The 16,725-nt window shown below is 41.7% G+C and carries 18 protein-coding genes; all 18 read left to right on the top strand.

All coding sequences use genetic code 11. The features are described 5' to 3' along the window. Window positions 1–433: 433 nt before the first annotated feature. The 18 genes from GPLA_RS16875 (at window position 434) to GPLA_RS16790 (ending at window position 16,626) form a co-directional block, all read left to right on the top strand. Window positions 434–658 carry a hypothetical protein gene (locus GPLA_RS16875; protein ID WP_040515171.1) on the top strand — a complete coding sequence of 75 codons (225 nt, stop codon included), beginning with the start codon at window positions 434–436 and terminating at the stop codon, window positions 656–658. A 138-nt stretch (window positions 659–796) separates the two neighbouring features. Continuing rightward, window positions 797–1,228, top strand: a complete 432-nt coding sequence (locus GPLA_RS16870; protein ID WP_007106167.1) for a flagellar protein FlaG — start codon at window positions 797–799, stop codon at window positions 1,226–1,228. Between the two features lie 20 nt (window positions 1,229–1,248). Then, window positions 1,249–2,706 (top strand): flagellar filament capping protein FliD, encoded by a 1,458-nt coding sequence (fliD, locus tag GPLA_RS16865; protein ID WP_007106166.1) that lies wholly within the window; start codon window positions 1,249–1,251, stop codon window positions 2,704–2,706. Between the two features lie 30 nt (window positions 2,707–2,736). Further along, window positions 2,737–3,168: a flagellar export chaperone FliS gene (gene fliS / locus GPLA_RS16860; RefSeq protein ID WP_007106165.1), complete on the top strand. Its 432-nt coding sequence runs from the start codon at window positions 2,737–2,739 to the stop codon at window positions 3,166–3,168. Continuing rightward, the gene (locus tag GPLA_RS16855; protein WP_007106164.1) at window positions 3,165–3,473 is read left to right on the top strand and encodes a hypothetical protein; all 309 of its coding nucleotides are present in this window, start codon (window positions 3,165–3,167) and stop codon (window positions 3,471–3,473) included. The genes fliS and GPLA_RS16855 overlap by 4 nt, the downstream gene beginning before the upstream one ends. A gap of 137 nt (window positions 3,474–3,610) precedes the next feature. Next, window positions 3,611–4,609, top strand: coding sequence for a UDP-N-acetylglucosamine 4,6-dehydratase (inverting) (gene pseB / locus GPLA_RS16850; protein WP_007106163.1), 999 nt, complete (start codon window positions 3,611–3,613; stop codon window positions 4,607–4,609). An 8-nt stretch (window positions 4,610–4,617) separates the two neighbouring features. Next, complete coding sequence (gene pseC, locus GPLA_RS16845) at window positions 4,618–5,754, top strand: UDP-4-amino-4,6-dideoxy-N-acetyl-beta-L-altrosamine transaminase (protein ID WP_007106162.1); 1,137 nt, start codon at window positions 4,618–4,620, stop codon at window positions 5,752–5,754. A 10-nt stretch (window positions 5,755–5,764) separates the two neighbouring features. Continuing rightward, the gene (gene pseF, locus GPLA_RS16840) at window positions 5,765–6,466 is read left to right on the top strand and encodes a pseudaminic acid cytidylyltransferase (RefSeq protein WP_007106161.1); all 702 of its coding nucleotides are present in this window, start codon (window positions 5,765–5,767) and stop codon (window positions 6,464–6,466) included. Between the two features lie 176 nt (window positions 6,467–6,642). After that, the gene (gene pseI / locus GPLA_RS16835) at window positions 6,643–7,710 is read left to right on the top strand and encodes a pseudaminic acid synthase (RefSeq protein ID WP_007106160.1); all 1,068 of its coding nucleotides are present in this window, start codon (window positions 6,643–6,645) and stop codon (window positions 7,708–7,710) included. Continuing rightward, window positions 7,700–8,830, top strand: coding sequence for a UDP-2,4-diacetamido-2,4,6-trideoxy-beta-L-altropyranose hydrolase (gene pseG, locus GPLA_RS16830; protein ID WP_051997691.1), 1,131 nt, complete (start codon window positions 7,700–7,702; stop codon window positions 8,828–8,830). Before pseI ends, pseG begins: the two co-directional genes overlap by 11 nt. Continuing rightward, window positions 8,820–9,434, top strand: coding sequence for a UDP-4-amino-4,6-dideoxy-N-acetyl-beta-L-altrosamine N-acetyltransferase (gene pseH / locus GPLA_RS16825; protein WP_226993140.1), 615 nt, complete (start codon window positions 8,820–8,822; stop codon window positions 9,432–9,434). Before pseG ends, pseH begins: the two co-directional genes overlap by 11 nt. Beyond that, on the top strand, window positions 9,431–9,691 hold the full coding sequence (locus GPLA_RS16820) for an acyl carrier protein (protein ID WP_007106157.1): 261 nt from the start codon (window positions 9,431–9,433) through the stop codon (window positions 9,689–9,691). Before pseH ends, GPLA_RS16820 begins: the two co-directional genes overlap by 4 nt. Then, window positions 9,691–11,034, top strand: coding sequence for an AMP-binding protein (locus GPLA_RS16815; RefSeq protein WP_040515168.1), 1,344 nt, complete (start codon window positions 9,691–9,693; stop codon window positions 11,032–11,034). The genes GPLA_RS16820 and GPLA_RS16815 overlap by 1 nt, the downstream gene beginning before the upstream one ends. Then, the gene (locus GPLA_RS16810; protein WP_007106155.1) at window positions 11,027–11,752 is read left to right on the top strand and encodes an SDR family NAD(P)-dependent oxidoreductase; all 726 of its coding nucleotides are present in this window, start codon (window positions 11,027–11,029) and stop codon (window positions 11,750–11,752) included. The genes GPLA_RS16815 and GPLA_RS16810 overlap by 8 nt, the downstream gene beginning before the upstream one ends. Window positions 11,753–11,988: 236 nt before the next feature. Further along, window positions 11,989–14,052 carry an HAD family hydrolase gene (locus GPLA_RS16805; protein WP_007106154.1) on the top strand — a complete coding sequence of 688 codons (2,064 nt, stop codon included), beginning with the start codon at window positions 11,989–11,991 and terminating at the stop codon, window positions 14,050–14,052. Window positions 14,053–14,064: 12 nt separating this feature from the next. Beyond that, window positions 14,065–14,298, top strand: a complete 234-nt coding sequence (locus GPLA_RS16800) for a hypothetical protein (RefSeq protein WP_007106153.1) — start codon at window positions 14,065–14,067, stop codon at window positions 14,296–14,298. A gap of 11 nt (window positions 14,299–14,309) precedes the next feature. Continuing rightward, a complete protein-coding gene (locus GPLA_RS16795; protein ID WP_007106152.1) occupies window positions 14,310–15,443 on the top strand; it encodes a glycosyltransferase family 2 protein in 1,134 nt (377 codons plus the stop codon). A 157-nt stretch (window positions 15,444–15,600) separates the two neighbouring features. Further along, window positions 15,601–16,626: a sulfotransferase family protein gene (locus tag GPLA_RS16790; RefSeq protein ID WP_007106151.1), complete on the top strand. Its 1,026-nt coding sequence runs from the start codon at window positions 15,601–15,603 to the stop codon at window positions 16,624–16,626. Window positions 16,627–16,725 lie beyond the last annotated feature (99 nt).

The raw sequence follows: 16,725 nt of genomic DNA, 5'->3' as shown, positions 1-16,725 counted from the left end.
CTTAGGTGTTTATGTTAAAAGGGCTACCCATGTTAAACATCATAGATCCTGCGTAACTGCACTAAAACCAACAATAAAGCAGTGTTCACTAGTCGGTTAATGCTAAACCCTATATTGGCTATCCTCATGTGGTTATCTTTGTCGGCCTTTTCTGTTTATTGTCAAATTCTTGACTTCAATAGAGTTCATTCGCTCCACCAATATATTTAGAATTTTCATACTGCATATGGAAAAATCATAATTAAATTATATTTTAACGACGCAATCTATATAGCTACTTTTAACTACAGCTCATAAAAAAGTCAGAGTATTTTTAATTAAAAAATTAAAGTTCTTGAAGTTTAAGTCGATATCGATAGTTAAGGGATGATTCGGTTAACTATTTGATAGAAGTGATCTGGCCCAGATGAAAATCTATCATTAGATAATTCCGATGGACTTAATTTTTAAGTTTTCGGCGCATCCTATGGCGTTATTCTTTAATTCTAATACGTCGTTGGTGAACGTAGCGCTTTGGTTATTTGATCCAGAAAAAGCATTTAGTCTGTCTTTCAGGCAAAGCGTGCCCGCAAACTCTTTGGGGGACTTTGAAAAATGTTTTCAATCGAAGAGCCAAGATCCGAGTGCTCCCATGGCATCTTCGTCTATACTGATTTGATGTGTTTAATCTTCTCAGGAAGCATCAATATGTGGGGCAAATTGGGGCGTAATGAAGACCGTTAGTGACCATTAAAATGGACTGACTTTTTATTTTTTATTTGGCACTATTTGCTAGTTGCCTAAATTGAGGTGGGTTATGGACGTTAATTTAATAAAATTTGGCCAAAATATTGCTGAGGTAGAGTATGCAAGTCAGACTGTCTCCAAGGCTGAGCATTTGGAACAGAAAGTTGACGCACCAGAACCTAAGAGCTCAGTAGATAAATCTAAAGGCATTTCCTTCTCAGCCGATACCCTAATTGAACAGCAGGAGAGCGAGGCTATTGATAGAGCCGTGGAAGACGCGCTTTCCCAAATAAACGATTTTGTACAAAGTAAAAGCCGTCAATTAAATTTTTCGGTTGACGACGATAGTGGCAGACAGGTGATTAAGGTAACAGATGCGAGCTCTGGCGATATAATTCGTCAAATCCCTACTGAAGACGTGTTAAAATTGTCGGCGCGAATACAAGAGCTCCAGTCCGATGTGGGTTCTAGCGTGGGGTTATTTTTTGATAACCGGGTTTAAAAGTTAATAAAGAGGTTCATATGTCTATCCAATCGTTAGGTGTGGGCTCAGGTCTAGATTTAGAAAGTCTGGTTGGCCAATTACTTGAAGCTGAACGAGCACCTAAGCAAGCTCGGTTAGACAAAAAAGAAGAGTCTTATGATGCTGAGATATCAGGCTTAGGTAAGCTGAAATCCAAAATGAAAGACTTTTTGGACAGCGTTGATGAATTGCGCAGCGATTCAAATTTGCAAGGCCGTGAGCCGACCATTAAGAATCCCAGTGAGAGTATTGAACCCTTTACCGCTGAGGCATCTAACAGCGCGGTAGAAGGAGATTATGAAGTAGCTATTACCCAGCTTGCCAGTGGTAGTAGAATAGAATCTAACGATGCAGTAAATGGTGGCTTTAGTGCGACCTCAGATACCGTATTAACAGCTGGTGCAGGCAGTTTAACCTTTAAAGTTGATTCAACCAGCGATAGTTTTTCAATTAATGTCACTGCTGGCATGACATTGCAACAGCTCAGCTCTGCGATTAATGCGTCTGAAGACAATTTTGGTGTTAAAGCCAGTATTATTGATACCGGTACCGCAGATGGTGGTGCCAAATTGGTGTATACCTCTACTGTTACAGGTGCGGATAATGATTTAATTGTGGTTAATGACAATGATTTAGCTGAGCTAAACCGCGTTACTACGACAAATTCAGCTCAATCGTTAGATTATTTAACGCCGGTGAAAAGTGCACAAAATGCCAAGGCGACCATAGATGGAATAAAAGTTGAAAGTACCAGCAACGTTTTTGAAAATGTGATCGAAAATGTGTCTTTCAAAGCATCGAAAATATCTGAATTGGCCGACGACGGTGTGACCTCTTTGTCATCGACTTTAACAATTGGTTTTGACAGTGAAGGATTAGAAACAAAAATCCGTGATTTTGTTGATGATTATAACGCCCTTAATTCTGAGATAAGTACGCTTACCCGTTACGGACAATCTGAACTCGAAGACGATGGCGCCTTTGCTGGGGATTATATGATCCGTTCTATTCAACAGGGCATGTCGAATATAATAAGTTCAGCGGTATCGACCTCGGCGTTAGGTGGACTATTTAAGCTGGGGATTGAGTTTAATGATGACGGTGATTTAGAAATAGGTTCATCAGATAAATTTGGCTTTGGCAGTGGTGAGGACCGGTTGAAAGATGCATTAGAAGGCAATTTTGATGATATTTCTTCCTTATTTTCAGACGCCGATGAAGGCGTTGCAACTCGGTTATATTCTTATGTAGAGCAGTACACTAATTTCAGTGGTCTGCTAACGTCAAGAGAGAAGTCTGTTACGGATCAGAAAAATCAACTGATTACAGAACGAGAGCAATTTGAACTTAGAATGGCGTCTACAGAACAGATATTACGCGATAAATATTTAAATTTAGATCAAACTGTTTCAAAGTTAAATTCAACTGGCTCAGCACTTTTGGCCTCTCTTGGTTAATTTAATCACTAACAAACACTGGAAAATCACATGGCTTTAAAAGGTATTAATGCTTATAAAAAGGGCAACCTCAAACAGGAAATAGCCCAAGCTGACCCACATAAATTGACATTGATGTTAATGCAAGGCGCATTGGAGCGCATGGCGTACGCTAAAGGCTGTATTGAGAGACAAGATTATGCGGGCAAAGCCGATAATTTATCCCGTAGCGCAGCGATCTTGATTAATTTGCGTGACACGCTAGATTTGGATGCTAAAGCAGACGCTGCGGAAAATTTATATTCTCTTTACGACTACATGATCCAGCGGTTAACAGACGCTAACGTACAGAATAACTTGAAGATAATGGACGAAGTGATTAATCTACTATTACCAATTAAAACGGCCTGGTCGCAAATTCCTGAAGCTGCGAAACAAGAAGCTTATGAAATGCAGAGGCAAAAACGTCAAGCATCCGTTTGAAAAATATCATCCTAACACATGAATTTACCCCGCCTGAGCTTGAAGCCATTAATCAGGAACTGTCTGAGTTATTAACATCAGAATATCCTGATGAAAAGTTATTCTTTACGTTATCTGTGCACAGAGATGAATGCATTAATTCCTATATCTCAACCCTTGAAGAAGACGGTAAATCACTCTTCTGCAATGCTGAAATTGAAGTCAATAACGCATTGCTTGTTCACGCAGAGCAACTTTTTAAGGCATCTTTAAAACAATTAAGTGGTTTAGTTCGCGGGCGAAAAGCGGTCAAAAAATACACGTGATGGTGTTAACATAAGTTAATAGTCATCTTCAGCCGTGTATGTATAAATAAGTCTTATTAAAAATCTATATTATTCATAATGATATACACTAGAATAGCGTTAATATGAGCGTGTAATCACAGTGATGGAATAACAGAATGTTTAATGATAAATCGATTTTAATTACAGGTGGTACGGGCTCATTTGGTAATCGTTTCGTCTCTTACATCCTAAAAAACTATCGTCCTAGAAAACTGATTATTTATTCCCGTGATGAACTCAAACAGTTCGAAATGCAGCAAGTATTTGATGCCCGCTGTATGCGTTATTTTATTGGCGATGTACGAGATAAAGAGCGCATGATATCAGCTATGCGTGATGTAGATTACGTGGTGCACGCAGCTGCTCTTAAGCAGGTTCCAGCAGCTGAATATAATCCCAATGAATGCATCAAAACGAATATATATGGGGCGCAAAATGTGATTGATGCCGCCATTGCGGCTAACGTCAGTCGTGTTATCGCTTTATCTACCGATAAAGCTGCCAATCCAGTGAATTTATACGGGGCAACCAAACTTGCCTCTGATAAATTGTTTGTCGCAGCAAATAATATGTCTGGTGCCAAAGGGCCGCGCTTCTCCGTTGTGCGCTATGGCAATGTCGTTGGCTCACGGGGTTCGGTAGTTCCTTTTTATCGCTCTTTACTGGAACAAGGAAGGCATAAGCTTCCAGTGACTCACGCTGAAATGACGCGGTTTTGGATAACGCTTGATGAAGGCGTAGAATTCGTTGTTAAAAACTTTCAACGCATGCAAGGCGGTGAAATTTTTGTGCCTAAAATACCCTCAGTGGACATCCTAGATTTGGTTGAGTCAATGAGTGGTACGCGAGAGCACGAGTTGGTGGGTATTCGTCCAGGTGAAAAGTTGCACGAAATAATGGTGCCCGAAGAAATGGCCCACCACTCCTTAGAGTTTGATGATCATTATGTTATTACGCCGGCGATTTTATTTTTTGAAAAAAATATTAACTACAGACACAATAAACTTGGTGAGACGGGTAAACCGGTTGAGGATAAATTTGAGTATCATTCTGGTACTAATCCACATTTTTTAACCGTGGAAGAGCTGCGTAAATTAGACAAAGCGACGGATTAGCATTGAATATGCTGCCTTATGGACGTCACGCGGTAGATCAAGACGACATCGATGCTGTCGTCGACGTGCTCAAGAATCAACTTTTAACTCAAGGCACTGCAGTCCCCGCGTTCGAAAGCGCACTGTGTAAATACACCCAAGCAAATTACGCCTTAGCGGTAAACAGCGGTACATCTGGGCTGCATGTCGCTTGTTTAGCGGCAGGTGTTGGTCCTTCAGATTTGGTTTGGACTGTGCCTAACTCCTTTGTCGCGTCAGCCAATTGTGCTCGCTACTGTGGTGCAGATGTCGATTTTGTTGATATAGATCCGCTTACACGAAACATCTCTGTCGAGTGTCTTAAAATTAAACTCGCGAACTGTAGAAAATTTCCCAAGGCATTGATTGTTGTGCACTTTGCAGGCGTCAGTTGTGAAATGCAAACGATCGCTGCACTAATGAAAAAACATAACATTGTTCTTATTGAAGACGCTGCTCACGCTTTAGGGGCAACATATCAAGATAAGCCTGTTGGCAGTTGTCATTTCAGTGATATGACGGTGTTGAGCTTTCACCCTGTTAAGTCGATTACATCGGCTGAAGGCGGGGCAATAACAACAAATAACAAAGGTTTTATAGAGCGGCTTACTTTATTCGCTAAGCACGGTATTACCCGAGAGCCATCATCGCTGGAGGATAAGGATCAAGGCGCTTGGTATTACGAGCAACAAGAATTGGGCTATAACTACCGAATGAGCGACCTTCACGGCGCGTTAGGGTTATCTCAGTTGAATAAGTTAAATACTTTTATTCAACATAGGCGAGAAAAAGCGGGAGCTTATTTGAGTGCTTTGCGCGCTTTGCCTATTAAATTACCTAGTGAAGATGCGTTAGCCACTAGTGCTTGGCATCTCTTTATGATCGAACTAATAAAACATGATAGAAAGCAGGTGTTTAATGCGCTCAGAGATCGTGGTTTAGGGGTAAATGTGCATTATATTCCAATTCATCGTCAGCCTTATTACCAAAAACTCGGCTTTGAGCATGGCGACTTCCCTAATGCTGAGCATTTTTATCAGGGAGCGATTACGTTACCACTTTTCCCCACGATGACAGAGATAGAGCAGCAATACGTCATCGATACGCTTATTGATGTATTACAGTGAAACTCATTCAATGAATCTTGCCGTTATTCCAGCCAGAGGTGGCAGCAAACGTATTCCTGGTAAGAACAGCAGAACATTCTGTGGCAAGCCATTAATTGCTTATTCCATTGAAGCTGCAAGACGTTCAGGTTTATTTGACAAGATCATCGTATCCACCGATAGCGAACATATAGCTCGAGTAGCAAATGAATATGGCGCTGATACTCCCTTTTTAAGACCCGACAACTTAGCCGATGACTTCACTGGGACAGTTCCTGTTGTTCAGCATGCTATCAAGTATCTGCATCAGTGTGGATGGGAGCCAAATTATACCTGTTGTATTTACGCCACAGCTCCGTTCATACAAGCATCGGCGCTAAAAGATGGATTTGAAAAGCTAAGAGCTGATGATGCTAAGCATTACGCCTTTTCCGTCACCAGCTTTCCATTTCCCATTCAGCGGGCGCTGAAAATGCAAAATGGCGGCGTATTTCCTTTTAGTCCACAAGACATCCCTAAGCGCTCTCAAGATTTAGAGGATGCTTTTCATGATGCAGGGCAGTTTTATTGGGGTACAAGTAACGCCTTTTTAAAAGGGATCCCCACATTCAGTGAAACCAGTATTCCGATTGTGTTACCTCGTCATTTAGTGCAAGACATTGATACACTTGAAGATTGGGCGCGCGCAGAACTTATGTACGATGCTTATGTGAAAGACAGAATAGAAAGTTGATACGGCATGTGCTTAGTTATTTATTGTGATCCTTAATCGTCTGCTTGCGGTCATAGTTTTACTAAAAATTGAGAGCGTGCTAACTATTAAGTAAACTTGCACAAAAATACGGATTCCATCTTCAGCGAATAGAATCGATAAATCTAAAGTGCCCAGAGATATTACAAGAGCAAAAAATGCCAGTAGTTAAAAATAGCTTTATCACCATCGGCGACACAAAAATCGGGCCTCAGCATCCGCCTTTTATTATTGCCGAACTCAGTGGTAATCATAATCAACAGCTTGAGCTAGCGTTGGAAATGGTTGATGCTGCAGCAAAAGCGGGAGCTCATGCAATAAAGTTGCAGACTTTTACCGCTGATAGTATGACGTTAGATGTAAAATCTGCGGAATTTGTTATTCAAGAGGAAGACAGTCTATGGCATGGTGCGTCATTACATGATCTATATGCCAAGGCAGCTACGCCTTACGAGTGGCATAGCGTGTTATTCGACCGAGCGAAGGCCTTAGGGATGCTGGCGTTTAGTTCACCTTTTGACGCACCCGCAGTTGATTTTTTAACTGAGCTCAATGTGCCATGTTTTAAAATTGCTTCTTTTGAACTAACAGATATTCCATTAATCACTAAAACAGCCTCCATGGGGAAGCCTGTTATTATGTCCACAGGGATGGCGTCACTGAGCGAAATAGAGTCTGCGGTGGTTGCGGCCAAGGCTGCTGGGTGCGATGATATTATTCTGCTTAAGTGCACCAGCACCTATCCAGCAGAGGCGTTAAATACGAATTTACATACAATTCCTCATCTCAGGAAAGCCTTTAATTGTACCGTGGGTTTGTCAGATCATACGGCAGGTGTAGGCGTATCCATTGCATCTGTGGCGTTAGGAGCGAGTGTTATTGAAAAGCACTTTGTGCTCGACAGACAGGCTGGTGGCGTAGATGCGGCTTTCTCTCTGGAGCCGAGCGAGTTTAAATTGCTCGTTGATGAAACTGAGCGCGCGTGGCAAGCACTCGGTGAAGTCAAGTATGGTGGCAGTGATGTTGAGCAAAAGTCTAAGCAGTATCGACGTTCCATTTACGTTTGCGAGGATATAAAAGCCGGTGAACTATTTACTGAGCAAAATCTAAGAGTCGTTCGTCCTGCTTTGGGTCTTGCCCCTAAGCACTGGGATGGCGTTCAGGGCAAACATGCCACGCAAAATATCGAAAAAGGTACAGCGCTAAACTGGTCTCATGTTCGTTAACGTGGCTAAACCGCAGTGTATTATATTTCGGGTAGATGCGGGAGCTGATATCGGTTTAGGGCATCTGATGCGTTGCTTATCTTTAGCTCAAGGGCTTGTAACGCGGGGCGTTCGAGTGTTCTTTGCTGTAGGTAGGAATAGTGTGGCACATTGCCAATCCCGCAGTGATTGGGTGGGGGAAATACACCTGGTAGTGAGTACGTCACTATATGATGAGTATCAGGAACTACAGCAGTTGTGTGTTAAAGAGAAAGCTGATTGGTTAATACTAGACGGTTATCAATTTGATTTTAATTATCGAAAATCACTCAATTTGAATGCCTGTAAACTTGCGATGCTTGACGATGGGCAATTAATAAAAGCTCACATTGAAGACAGTCAATTGGCGATGATCGTCAATTGGGCGAGCGGGGCAGAGGCATTAACGTACAGGAAGCTTGCACCCAATGCACAATGCTGCACTGGTGCTAGTTATCGTGTGCTTAGACAAGAATTTTATCAGGTGAAAACCCTACCGTTTGATAAGCGTAACCGATTAATCATTACATTCGGTGGAAGTGATCCAAGCCAACTTACTCTGCCATTGTTGAAGCATTTTGATGATTCCTTTATTCGACTCCCAATCACCATAATAACCGGAAGTGGTTATCAGCACTTAGATGCGCTTTCTGATCTAATCAAACAAAGCCCTCTGTCGGTTGAGCATTTTCATGATTGCCAACACGTAGCAAGTGTATTTCAACAGGCGCGCTTGGTTGTTTCGGCTGCGGGCGCCAGTCAATTTGAGCTACTGCATTGTGCCGCACCGTCAATCTTGGTGGTAACAGCAGATAATCAACTGTTTGCGAGTGAACAAGCGAGTAAACAGGGTTGGTGCTTTGTGAGTGTCAAAAGGGCTATTCAAGCGCAGGCTCACCATGAACTGGACACTAAGGTAAAAGAGCAATTACTCGCGCAAATAGTACAAAAGACAATAGCCCTGTGGCACCAACCGGAACAACTGAGAAATATGCATGGCAATGCAATATTGGCTCGGCAGCAAAATGGGTTCGACAATATTTATGCTGGGCTATATCCAGAATTAGTTAATCAGTCTGGTCAGATAACACATGATGAATAGCGCGGCTAGTGAGCATTGTTTCATACCCATTGATGCATCACATATATCCACTGTTTGGCATTGGCGCAATAGCGATAGAGTGCGAGCAAATATGCATTACGACAAGCTGATTACGTGGGATGAGCATGAGCATTGGTTTGAAGCTTTACGGCAAGACATTGACCGCGAATGCTGGATTTATTGCCAGCATGCGCGCCCTATTGGCGTATTGAATTTTAGTGATACTCAGCGCAAAGTGATGCAGTGGGGTTGTTACTTAGGTGAAGTAAACTGTGCACCAGGAAGTGGATTAATACTCGAATGGGCTGCACTCGAATATGCCAAACAAAAGACAAACTGCATAGGGCTGGATGCGCAAGTATTGTCGTTTAATACGGCAGCTTTAAAACTGCACAAACTATTTGATTACGAACTAATGAAAATAGAAAGTGGTGGAATGCGAAGACGTGATGAGCAATCAGAACTCACACTCTTCGATATTCATTTTTTTCACTATGCGATGCAAAAATGGCAACAGCACAGAGAAAAAGTGCTAACCAAATTACCCAAACCCATTCAAAGAGGATGTCAGCAAGTGACATTTTTGAGTAAGGAACAAGAGTGAATATTGAACAAATAGTTAAACGCGCTATGAGTGATGTTGCCGAGTTAAGTGATTGCCAACTAATTGAAACGATAGAGCCTGATACGTTGTTGTTGCAGTCAGGGCTTGATTCTTTAGGCTACGCAATGTTAGTGGCTCAATTAGAAGAAGAGTTAGGCATTGACCCTTTTACTGAACTGGCGATTAAGGTATATCCTGCAACATTTGCTGAGTTTGTCGCAATTTATACGCAAGGATTAGAGCTACAGAATGACTAATGAGTAGCTTAGCGTCACTTCTAATAACTAGGGCTGTTACTCCTACAATTGTGACCGCAAGTCAGTCATTTTCTTTAGAGTGGCTACTTGAATCAGCTAAGCTGTGGCGAGAAGAATATCGCCACCTCAAAAATAAACCTTTAGCATTGATATACACTAACAGTGCTTCTTTTAGTGTGGGGTTGCTCGCGTTTGATGGCTTCTGCTCTGATCTTTATTTATGCTCAGAGGAGTTAGCTGAAAGTATTGAACCTGGCTATCAGCAGCTTTCGATAACCATCAGCTCGGTATCTGAACAACATATTAAGCAAAGTAAACGTGCAACAAAACTCGTCCAAGCTTCGAGCAATCTTGCAGGTCAAACTCATACTCACACAATAGCCACACGATGGTGGTTAGCCTCATCGGGTACCTCAGGTCAGCCCAAATGGTTTAGTCACTCACTCGCTTCGTTAACACTCAGTACCAAGGCTTCGCCGGCGTTGTCAGCACTTTGTTGGGCAAATCTATATCAAGTCTACCGGTATGCCGGTTTGCAGGTTTTGTTGCAAGCACTGACCAGTGGTGCAACGTTGGTTGATGGCAGCTCTGAGGACTTAATTTTAAACGTGAAGCACTATGCTACGGCCAGGGTGAGCGCTCTGTCTGCCACCCCAAGCATGTGGCGCCAAATGTTGATGACAAATCAGCTGCTAAGTTTACCGTTGCAACGAATTACGCTTGGTGGTGAAACGGTTGATCAACCTTTGCTCGATAAGCTCTCTGAACTTTATCCGAACGCTAGTATTCGCCATATCTATGCGTCCACAGAAGCCGGAGTCGGCTTTGTAGTAGCAGACAAGCTCGCAGGCTTCCCAGTCAGTTGGCTCGAACAAGGTGTGGGTAGTGCGCAACTAGTAATTGATGAAAGCGAACATTTACGCATAAAACCAAGCCATAAACTGGATGCACAACTTGAAGCACGGATTGATGAAAAAGGCTATTTGGATACCCAGGATCAGGTCCGAATAGAGGGGGGGAGGGTGTTCTTTCTTGGACGTGCGAGCGGGGTCATCAACGTAGGGGGCAATAAAGTGCACCCTGAAAAAGTTGAGTCTGTTATTTTGTCTGTATCGGGCGTTGTTCAGGTCAAGGTGTATGGTCAGTCTAATAGTGTGCTGGGTAACCTTGTGGTTGCTGATATTGTGATCAATTCACATCTGGACTGGTCGAATATTAGTCGCAGCGTGCGCGAGCGGTGCAAATTGGCACTGCAACGTTTTGAAATTCCTGTAAAATTACGTCAAATTGACAGTTTGGTAGTGAGCCCAACAGGCAAACTAAGCAGGAGTGATAATGTCTGAATATGTTGTTGTTACAGGGGCAAGCAGAGGATTAGGCTTGGCTATTTGCCAAGATATTCTGGCCTCAGGCATGTCCGTGGTGGCACTTGCACGAACGTACAGTCATGAATTGCGAAACCTGGTTACGGTAAATCCTGAGCAGTGTCATTTCGTTGAAGCGGATCTAGCTGATTTGGAGCATATTCCGGCACTGTGTAAATCATTAGTGAAAACTTTTGGCCGCCCCTATGGTTTAGTTAACAATGCCGCGGTGGGGCATGACGGTGTATTGGCCACTATGCCAAACAGTGAGATCGATAATTTAATGCGTTTAAACGTACAATCTCCTATGTTGATAAGTAAGTACTTGCTACGCTCAATGTTGCTTAACCGAAGAGGGCGGGTAATTAATATCTCGTCGATAATCGCTAGAACAGGATTCAATGGTTTAAGTGTTTATGCTGCAAGTAAAGCCGCTTTAGAAGGGTTCAGTAAATCTCTAGCCAGAGAAGTCGGTAAGGCAGGCATTACCGTAAACTGTGTGGCGCCCGGTTATATGCAAACGGATATGACAGGCGAGTTGCAAGGTGAAAAGTTAGCATCGATTAAGCGCAGAAGCCCATTAGGTAAATTAGCCAGTGTTGAGGATGCCGCTGCCATGGTCAGCTTTTTATTAAGTGACAAAGGCTCTGCTATCACGGGCACTGTAATGACGGTTGATGCGGGTAGTACTGCTTAAGTATTGGGTTTGTACCTAACGAGCAACAAGAATATTTAGCTTTTAGATATATGTTAAAGCTTAATAGTTATCCGTCGATAAAAATACACTCCGATTGTATTTTAATAGCGTTATTGTAATTAGGCCTCCGTCCAGTAAACCATAATTTAATTTTTTGCAAAGCATATTATAAACCTACTATGCGTGGTTTACTCGGGGGGAATCAGCTTTACCTATTTCACTAAAGAGAAAATAGTATGGAATTTAGTTCATTTGAACAGCTAATAAATGGACAACCAGTACCTTTGAACGATGTGGGCACTATTTGCCTAGATTTCTTTGATACCCTTGTGGAACGCAAAGAACCAGAGCTTGCCATTGTTGAGAATCTTTTTCATACATTTTTTACAGAACATGACTTACACCTCGGGTTGCAGCAGTTTCTTTTACTGCGTGAACAAGCTTACGCCGAGGTTAGCAGGGCCAATGGGATTGATAACAAAGATAGGGAATTAACTACCATACAGTGGTATCAAGCGGTACTGCAATTAGCGGGTTGTGTCGAATTCAAGTCCTTAGGCAGGCAGTTTAGCGAGGCTCTCGCGAAACTAGAAGCTGCCAACTTGTGTCTCAATCCCCATGTAAAGTTATTTCTGTCTAGCTGTGTCGAACGTCAGCAAAGGCTGCTGATACTAAGTGATACTTATTACACACCAAAGCAATTTCAAGTATTTTTAAACACTTTAGAAATCGAGCAGTATATTAGCCATTGTTATCTGTCCTGTGAGTTAGGATTGAACAAGGCAAGTGGTAAAATGTTTAAACATGTTCTGCAAACAGAGCAGCTCGGGAAAGACCAGCTAATACATATTGGTGATAATCCAAATGGTGATTTTTTTCAACCCAAAAAACTTCAAATTAACTCATTTCTCTACCGCCGTGAAAGTAGTAATTTGACATCAGGCAAGGAACAGAAAAGGTTGCAGCAAGCGTTGTTTGATTTTGGCGCCCTTACATTGGGCCCGGTATTGATCGCGTTTTGTTGTTGGTTGAAAACCCAGTTGCAGGAAAAGCAACATGTAGCTTTTTTAGCGCGTGATAGTTACTTCTTGTTCAACTTGTATCGTCACCTTTTCCCTAAAACTAATATTCAATATGCTTATATTAATCGCGTTATTGTTAATCAATTGGAGTATCAGGAACTTAATAAGCAGACCCTAGAGTTTGTTGACCGAAGTTACCGGGCGGAAGGGCTGGAAGGGTTAGAAAAGGCCTTTGGTCTCTATGACACTAGCTTTAGTGCAGCTTTAACGACATTTTGTCAAAATATGGAGTGTAGCAAAGATAGCTTGTTGGAGTCCGATCTTATGCAAGCTATTTTGAACGACAAGCTATTATGCGAACAATTCAGTCTCTCCCTACATCGCAGAAAATCTAGCAGTATTCAATATCTGCAAGGGCTCTTTGCAACACAATCAAGTCCACTGGCGCTTGTTGACATTGGTTGGCGCGGAACAATCTATACTGTTTTAAGTAAGCATATTGATACCCCTCTGCAAGGATTTTTGCTGTGCAGTGTGAGTGCAACCCAACCGGGTCTTACCGCCATGGTTGATGAGCGTACTGAGGGCGATATTTTAACCACGTTGAGTGAGTATCGAGATCTTATTGAATGGGCAGGTAGTGAAGACAAAGGTGCTATTTTATATATTAATGAGCGACTAAAGCCGGTCTTTGCAAATAAGAACCTGCTAATAGATTTTGCTAAACAAACCGTGCAGCAAGGTATATGGCAGTGTTTAGATTCACACAAGTCCAGAGAGATTAACAGGGATCTGGCGTTCATAAATTTACAGAATTTTTTCCAGGATATTCCTAATGATTTTTCCAGGGCAATGGGAAATGTAAATACGGAATTAGGGATTGATGGCACATCAGCTGTTAGTTTCAATGACATGCTCAGTTGTAATAGCGAAGATCCACAACAAAGTACCCCTCTTGCATTACAAAAACAGTCTTTGGTGAATACTTTTTTGGATCTGGTGGAGCAAATACAAGAAGCGAAACAAGTGGTCATTTATGGTGCCGGAAGTGGATTTAGTTTTGTTATGCCTCATCTGGCTGGCAAGGTGAGTTGGGTCGTTGATATTAATAGTAAATTGCACGGTAAAACTATACAGCATGTGCCCATTCATTCACTTAAGTCACTGGACGCTATAGAGGGAATTCTATTAGTGTCAGTGATAGGTAGAAAAGCTCAGATATCTCCCTTGGTAAATGGGTTGAGCTGTAAGGTTATTTTTCTTGAAGACTTTTTGTAGGGGAATGCAGTCGTGAATACTCTGATTTGTTATCGTATGAACGAACGCTCCAAAAATACAGAGGGTATTTTTGCCAAGATAATTCGTCAGGCGATCGTATTTGAGGCATTGGGTCACGATGCGCGTTTAATTTATATGAGTCTGATTAATATCACCTTATCTACGTTGCAGCCAATTGAAGTGCATAATCAATTTTCTGTTTCGTTTTGGAACAAAAGTGTATTGAGTGAACTGATATGGTCATAGGGGATCGTTTTATGTCAAAATCACCGACATTATCCATCATTGTTCCTTGTTATAACCATGCCCGTTTTTTACCTGAGCGGCTTAAATCGATTTCTGAACAAAGCTTCGGTGATTTTGAGATTATTCTACTCGATGATGCTAGTACTGATAATAGCCAGCATGTATTACAAGCTTATGCTGACCAAGAAAAGCGCGTTTCAGAGACTTTGTTTAATGACAAAAACGGTGGTTGTGTTAACGAACAGTGGCGAAAAGGCGTTCGTATTGCTAAGGGAGACTATATATGGATTGCGGAAAGTGATGATGTGTCAGCCCCTGAGTTTTTACAGGTGCTCTTGCATCAATTTAAAGCCTTTCCGGAAATAGGGATGGCTTACTGTGACTCTATGATTATTGATGACTCTAGTAAAACACAATGTCGTTACGACTATTCCCATTCTGAATACCAAAATCGATGGCTCGAAGATTTTGTATTAGATGGTAGAACCTTTATTAAAGATTATTTAGTGTTCCAAAATGTCATACCCAATGCAAGCGCAGTTGTGTTTAAAAAGGAAAATCTACTAGTGGCATTAACACAGAATAGCATGAAATATTGTGCTGACTACTATTGCTATATACAGCTGTTATCCAACTCTGCTATTGCTTATGTTTGCAAGCCGTTAAACTTTTTTCGCGCGCACGTTCATACAACCCGATGGCATAGTCAAGAAAGTTACTATGTCGCAGTAAAAGAAAAGAGTACAATTCTCAAGGAGATAAAGCACCTTAACATTCCACAAAGCGCTGAAAACCTTGCCAAATCGTACGGCTGGTTGTTTAAGTATCGTCATAAGTTTAGACACTTAGGCAGATTGTTTACTGATTTACATTCTAGTGTTAGTACGACTGACAAGGTCGCGCTGTATGGATTTAACGATATCAGTGAATATGTCCTAGAAGCGTTTTCTTCTCACATACAGTTTTCTGTGATTATTGATAAAAAGAAATCAGTTGCTGATAAAAAGGGAATTCCTGTCAAGACCCTCTCCACATCATTACTTGCCGATATTGATGTCGTCGTAGTCTGTTCATTTCATTTCAAAGCAGAGATGTGTATCAATCTTGAAGCGCAAGAATTCAAAGGTCGTGTTATAACGGTTTAACGGGCCACTGCTTGTCAACTATATAAAAATATCCACGTTTCAAAGGTTCTGTATGTCTGCAAATCGATTAGTTTTGGTGTTAGGAATGCATAGGTCAGGGACCAGCTTAGTGGCTAGCTTAGTAGAGACGATGGGGTTTTCGTGTGGAGAGCACCTCATGCATCCTAGTAAGGACAATCCGAATGGGTATTGGGAAGATGAGTTAATCGTCGATATCAACGAAAAACTACTTCATTCTTTAGGTTATCATTGGTGTTCTTTAGCATGGCTGAATTTAGCTGACCTCAAGCAAAGCAAACTGTATGAAGGTCTGCGAAACAAAGCAGTGAATTATCTTCAAAAGCTTCTCGCTAAAAATACAAAGGTTTCACTTAAAGACCCTAGAATGTGTATTTTGCTGCCTTTCTGGCTGGAGGTTTTTAAAGAACTTGATGCTGATATAAAAGTGGTACTGGTAAAACGTCACGCACACTCTATCGCTAATTCTTTACTGACAAGAGATCAATTTGATAATGAGTATGCATCACAACTCATTTATTTGCACTGGTCAGCCGTAGTCCGATTTTTGCCTAAGTCTTATTCACGTATTTTGATTAATTATGAAGAGGTTAGAAGCGATGAAGTTGGCATTCGAAAGTCGTTAATGTCATTTCTAGATGTTGACTCGAGTGTCCCCAAAAGCCTATTTGAAAAAAAATTGGAACACCATACAACCACGGGTAACGAAGCCAACGCCTCGGGTTTCGCATGGCAACAAGAAATGCTGTTAGATTTCCCTTATGCGAACTTCGATGAAGATAGAATCAAATCACTTGCTACCTTTTATTCCGCATTGAATGCCGCCTATGGTAAGCGCAAGCATCGTCAGCACGTTATTAATGAATTAAAAAGCTTTGCCGATAAATATAAAACGAAAAAGGTTATCTTGTACGGAGCAAGTGAACTTGCTTCTATTTTGATAGGGCAGTTATCGGACGCCATTGTTTTATCTGTGGACTTTGCCGCGTCTGAAGACCATCAAATAGCGCGCTTTGGTAAACGGTTTCATGCTCCTCACTTAATTCAAGAAACCGAACATGATGTGATTGTTGTCGCGGTAACGGGGCGAAAAGACATGCTTGTTCATTTTTTGTCTGGCTATACCAGTCAACCGATTGTTTTTGCTGAAGAGTTTTTGTTTTAGGTTACGCTTTCAACAAACTTTGTCGGTTGAAGCTACTTTGATGAACGTCACGCATTCAACATAGTTGTTAACTCATTAAATTAAAATGGTGAATCCATC

The sequence above is a fragment of the Paraglaciecola polaris LMG 21857 genome (assembly GCF_000315055.1).
In the GTDB taxonomy this organism is placed as follows: Bacteria; Pseudomonadota; Gammaproteobacteria; order Enterobacterales; family Alteromonadaceae; genus Paraglaciecola; species Paraglaciecola polaris.
The sequence above is the reverse complement of the archived record's forward strand: the minus strand, read 5'-3'. Positions and strand labels throughout refer to the sequence as shown.

What these genes read in the sequence shown, in the direction of transcription:
- GPLA_RS16810 (WP_007106155.1), top strand. Translation starts at nt 11,027, where the DNA reads ATGTCTGAATATGTTGTTGTTACAGGGGCAAGCAGAGGATTAGGCTTG.
- GPLA_RS16870 (WP_007106167.1), top strand. Translation starts at nt 797, where the DNA reads ATGGACGTTAATTTAATAAAATTTGGCCAAAATATTGCTGAGGTAGAG.
- fliD (WP_007106166.1), top strand. Translation starts at nt 1,249, where the DNA reads ATGTCTATCCAATCGTTAGGTGTGGGCTCAGGTCTAGATTTAGAAAGT.
- pseI (WP_007106160.1), top strand. Translation starts at nt 6,643, where the DNA reads ATGCCAGTAGTTAAAAATAGCTTTATCACCATCGGCGACACAAAAATC.
- pseF (WP_007106161.1), top strand. Translation starts at nt 5,765, where the DNA reads ATGAATCTTGCCGTTATTCCAGCCAGAGGTGGCAGCAAACGTATTCCT.
- GPLA_RS16875 (WP_040515171.1), top strand. Translation starts at nt 434, where the DNA reads ATGGACTTAATTTTTAAGTTTTCGGCGCATCCTATGGCGTTATTCTTT.
- GPLA_RS16790 (WP_007106151.1), top strand. Translation starts at nt 15,601, where the DNA reads ATGCATCCTAGTAAGGACAATCCGAATGGGTATTGGGAAGATGAGTTA.
- pseC (WP_007106162.1), top strand. Translation starts at nt 4,618, where the DNA reads ATGCTGCCTTATGGACGTCACGCGGTAGATCAAGACGACATCGATGCT.
- pseB (WP_007106163.1), top strand. Translation starts at nt 3,611, where the DNA reads ATGTTTAATGATAAATCGATTTTAATTACAGGTGGTACGGGCTCATTT.
- GPLA_RS16805 (WP_007106154.1), top strand. Translation starts at nt 11,989, where the DNA reads ATGGAATTTAGTTCATTTGAACAGCTAATAAATGGACAACCAGTACCT.
- pseH (WP_226993140.1), top strand. Translation starts at nt 8,820, where the DNA reads ATGATGAATAGCGCGGCTAGTGAGCATTGTTTCATACCCATTGATGCA.
- pseG (WP_051997691.1), top strand. Translation starts at nt 7,700, where the DNA reads ATGTTCGTTAACGTGGCTAAACCGCAGTGTATTATATTTCGGGTAGAT.
- GPLA_RS16795 (WP_007106152.1), top strand. Translation starts at nt 14,310, where the DNA reads ATGTCAAAATCACCGACATTATCCATCATTGTTCCTTGTTATAACCAT.
- GPLA_RS16815 (WP_040515168.1), top strand. Translation starts at nt 9,691, where the DNA reads ATGAGTAGCTTAGCGTCACTTCTAATAACTAGGGCTGTTACTCCTACA.
- fliS (WP_007106165.1), top strand. Translation starts at nt 2,737, where the DNA reads ATGGCTTTAAAAGGTATTAATGCTTATAAAAAGGGCAACCTCAAACAG.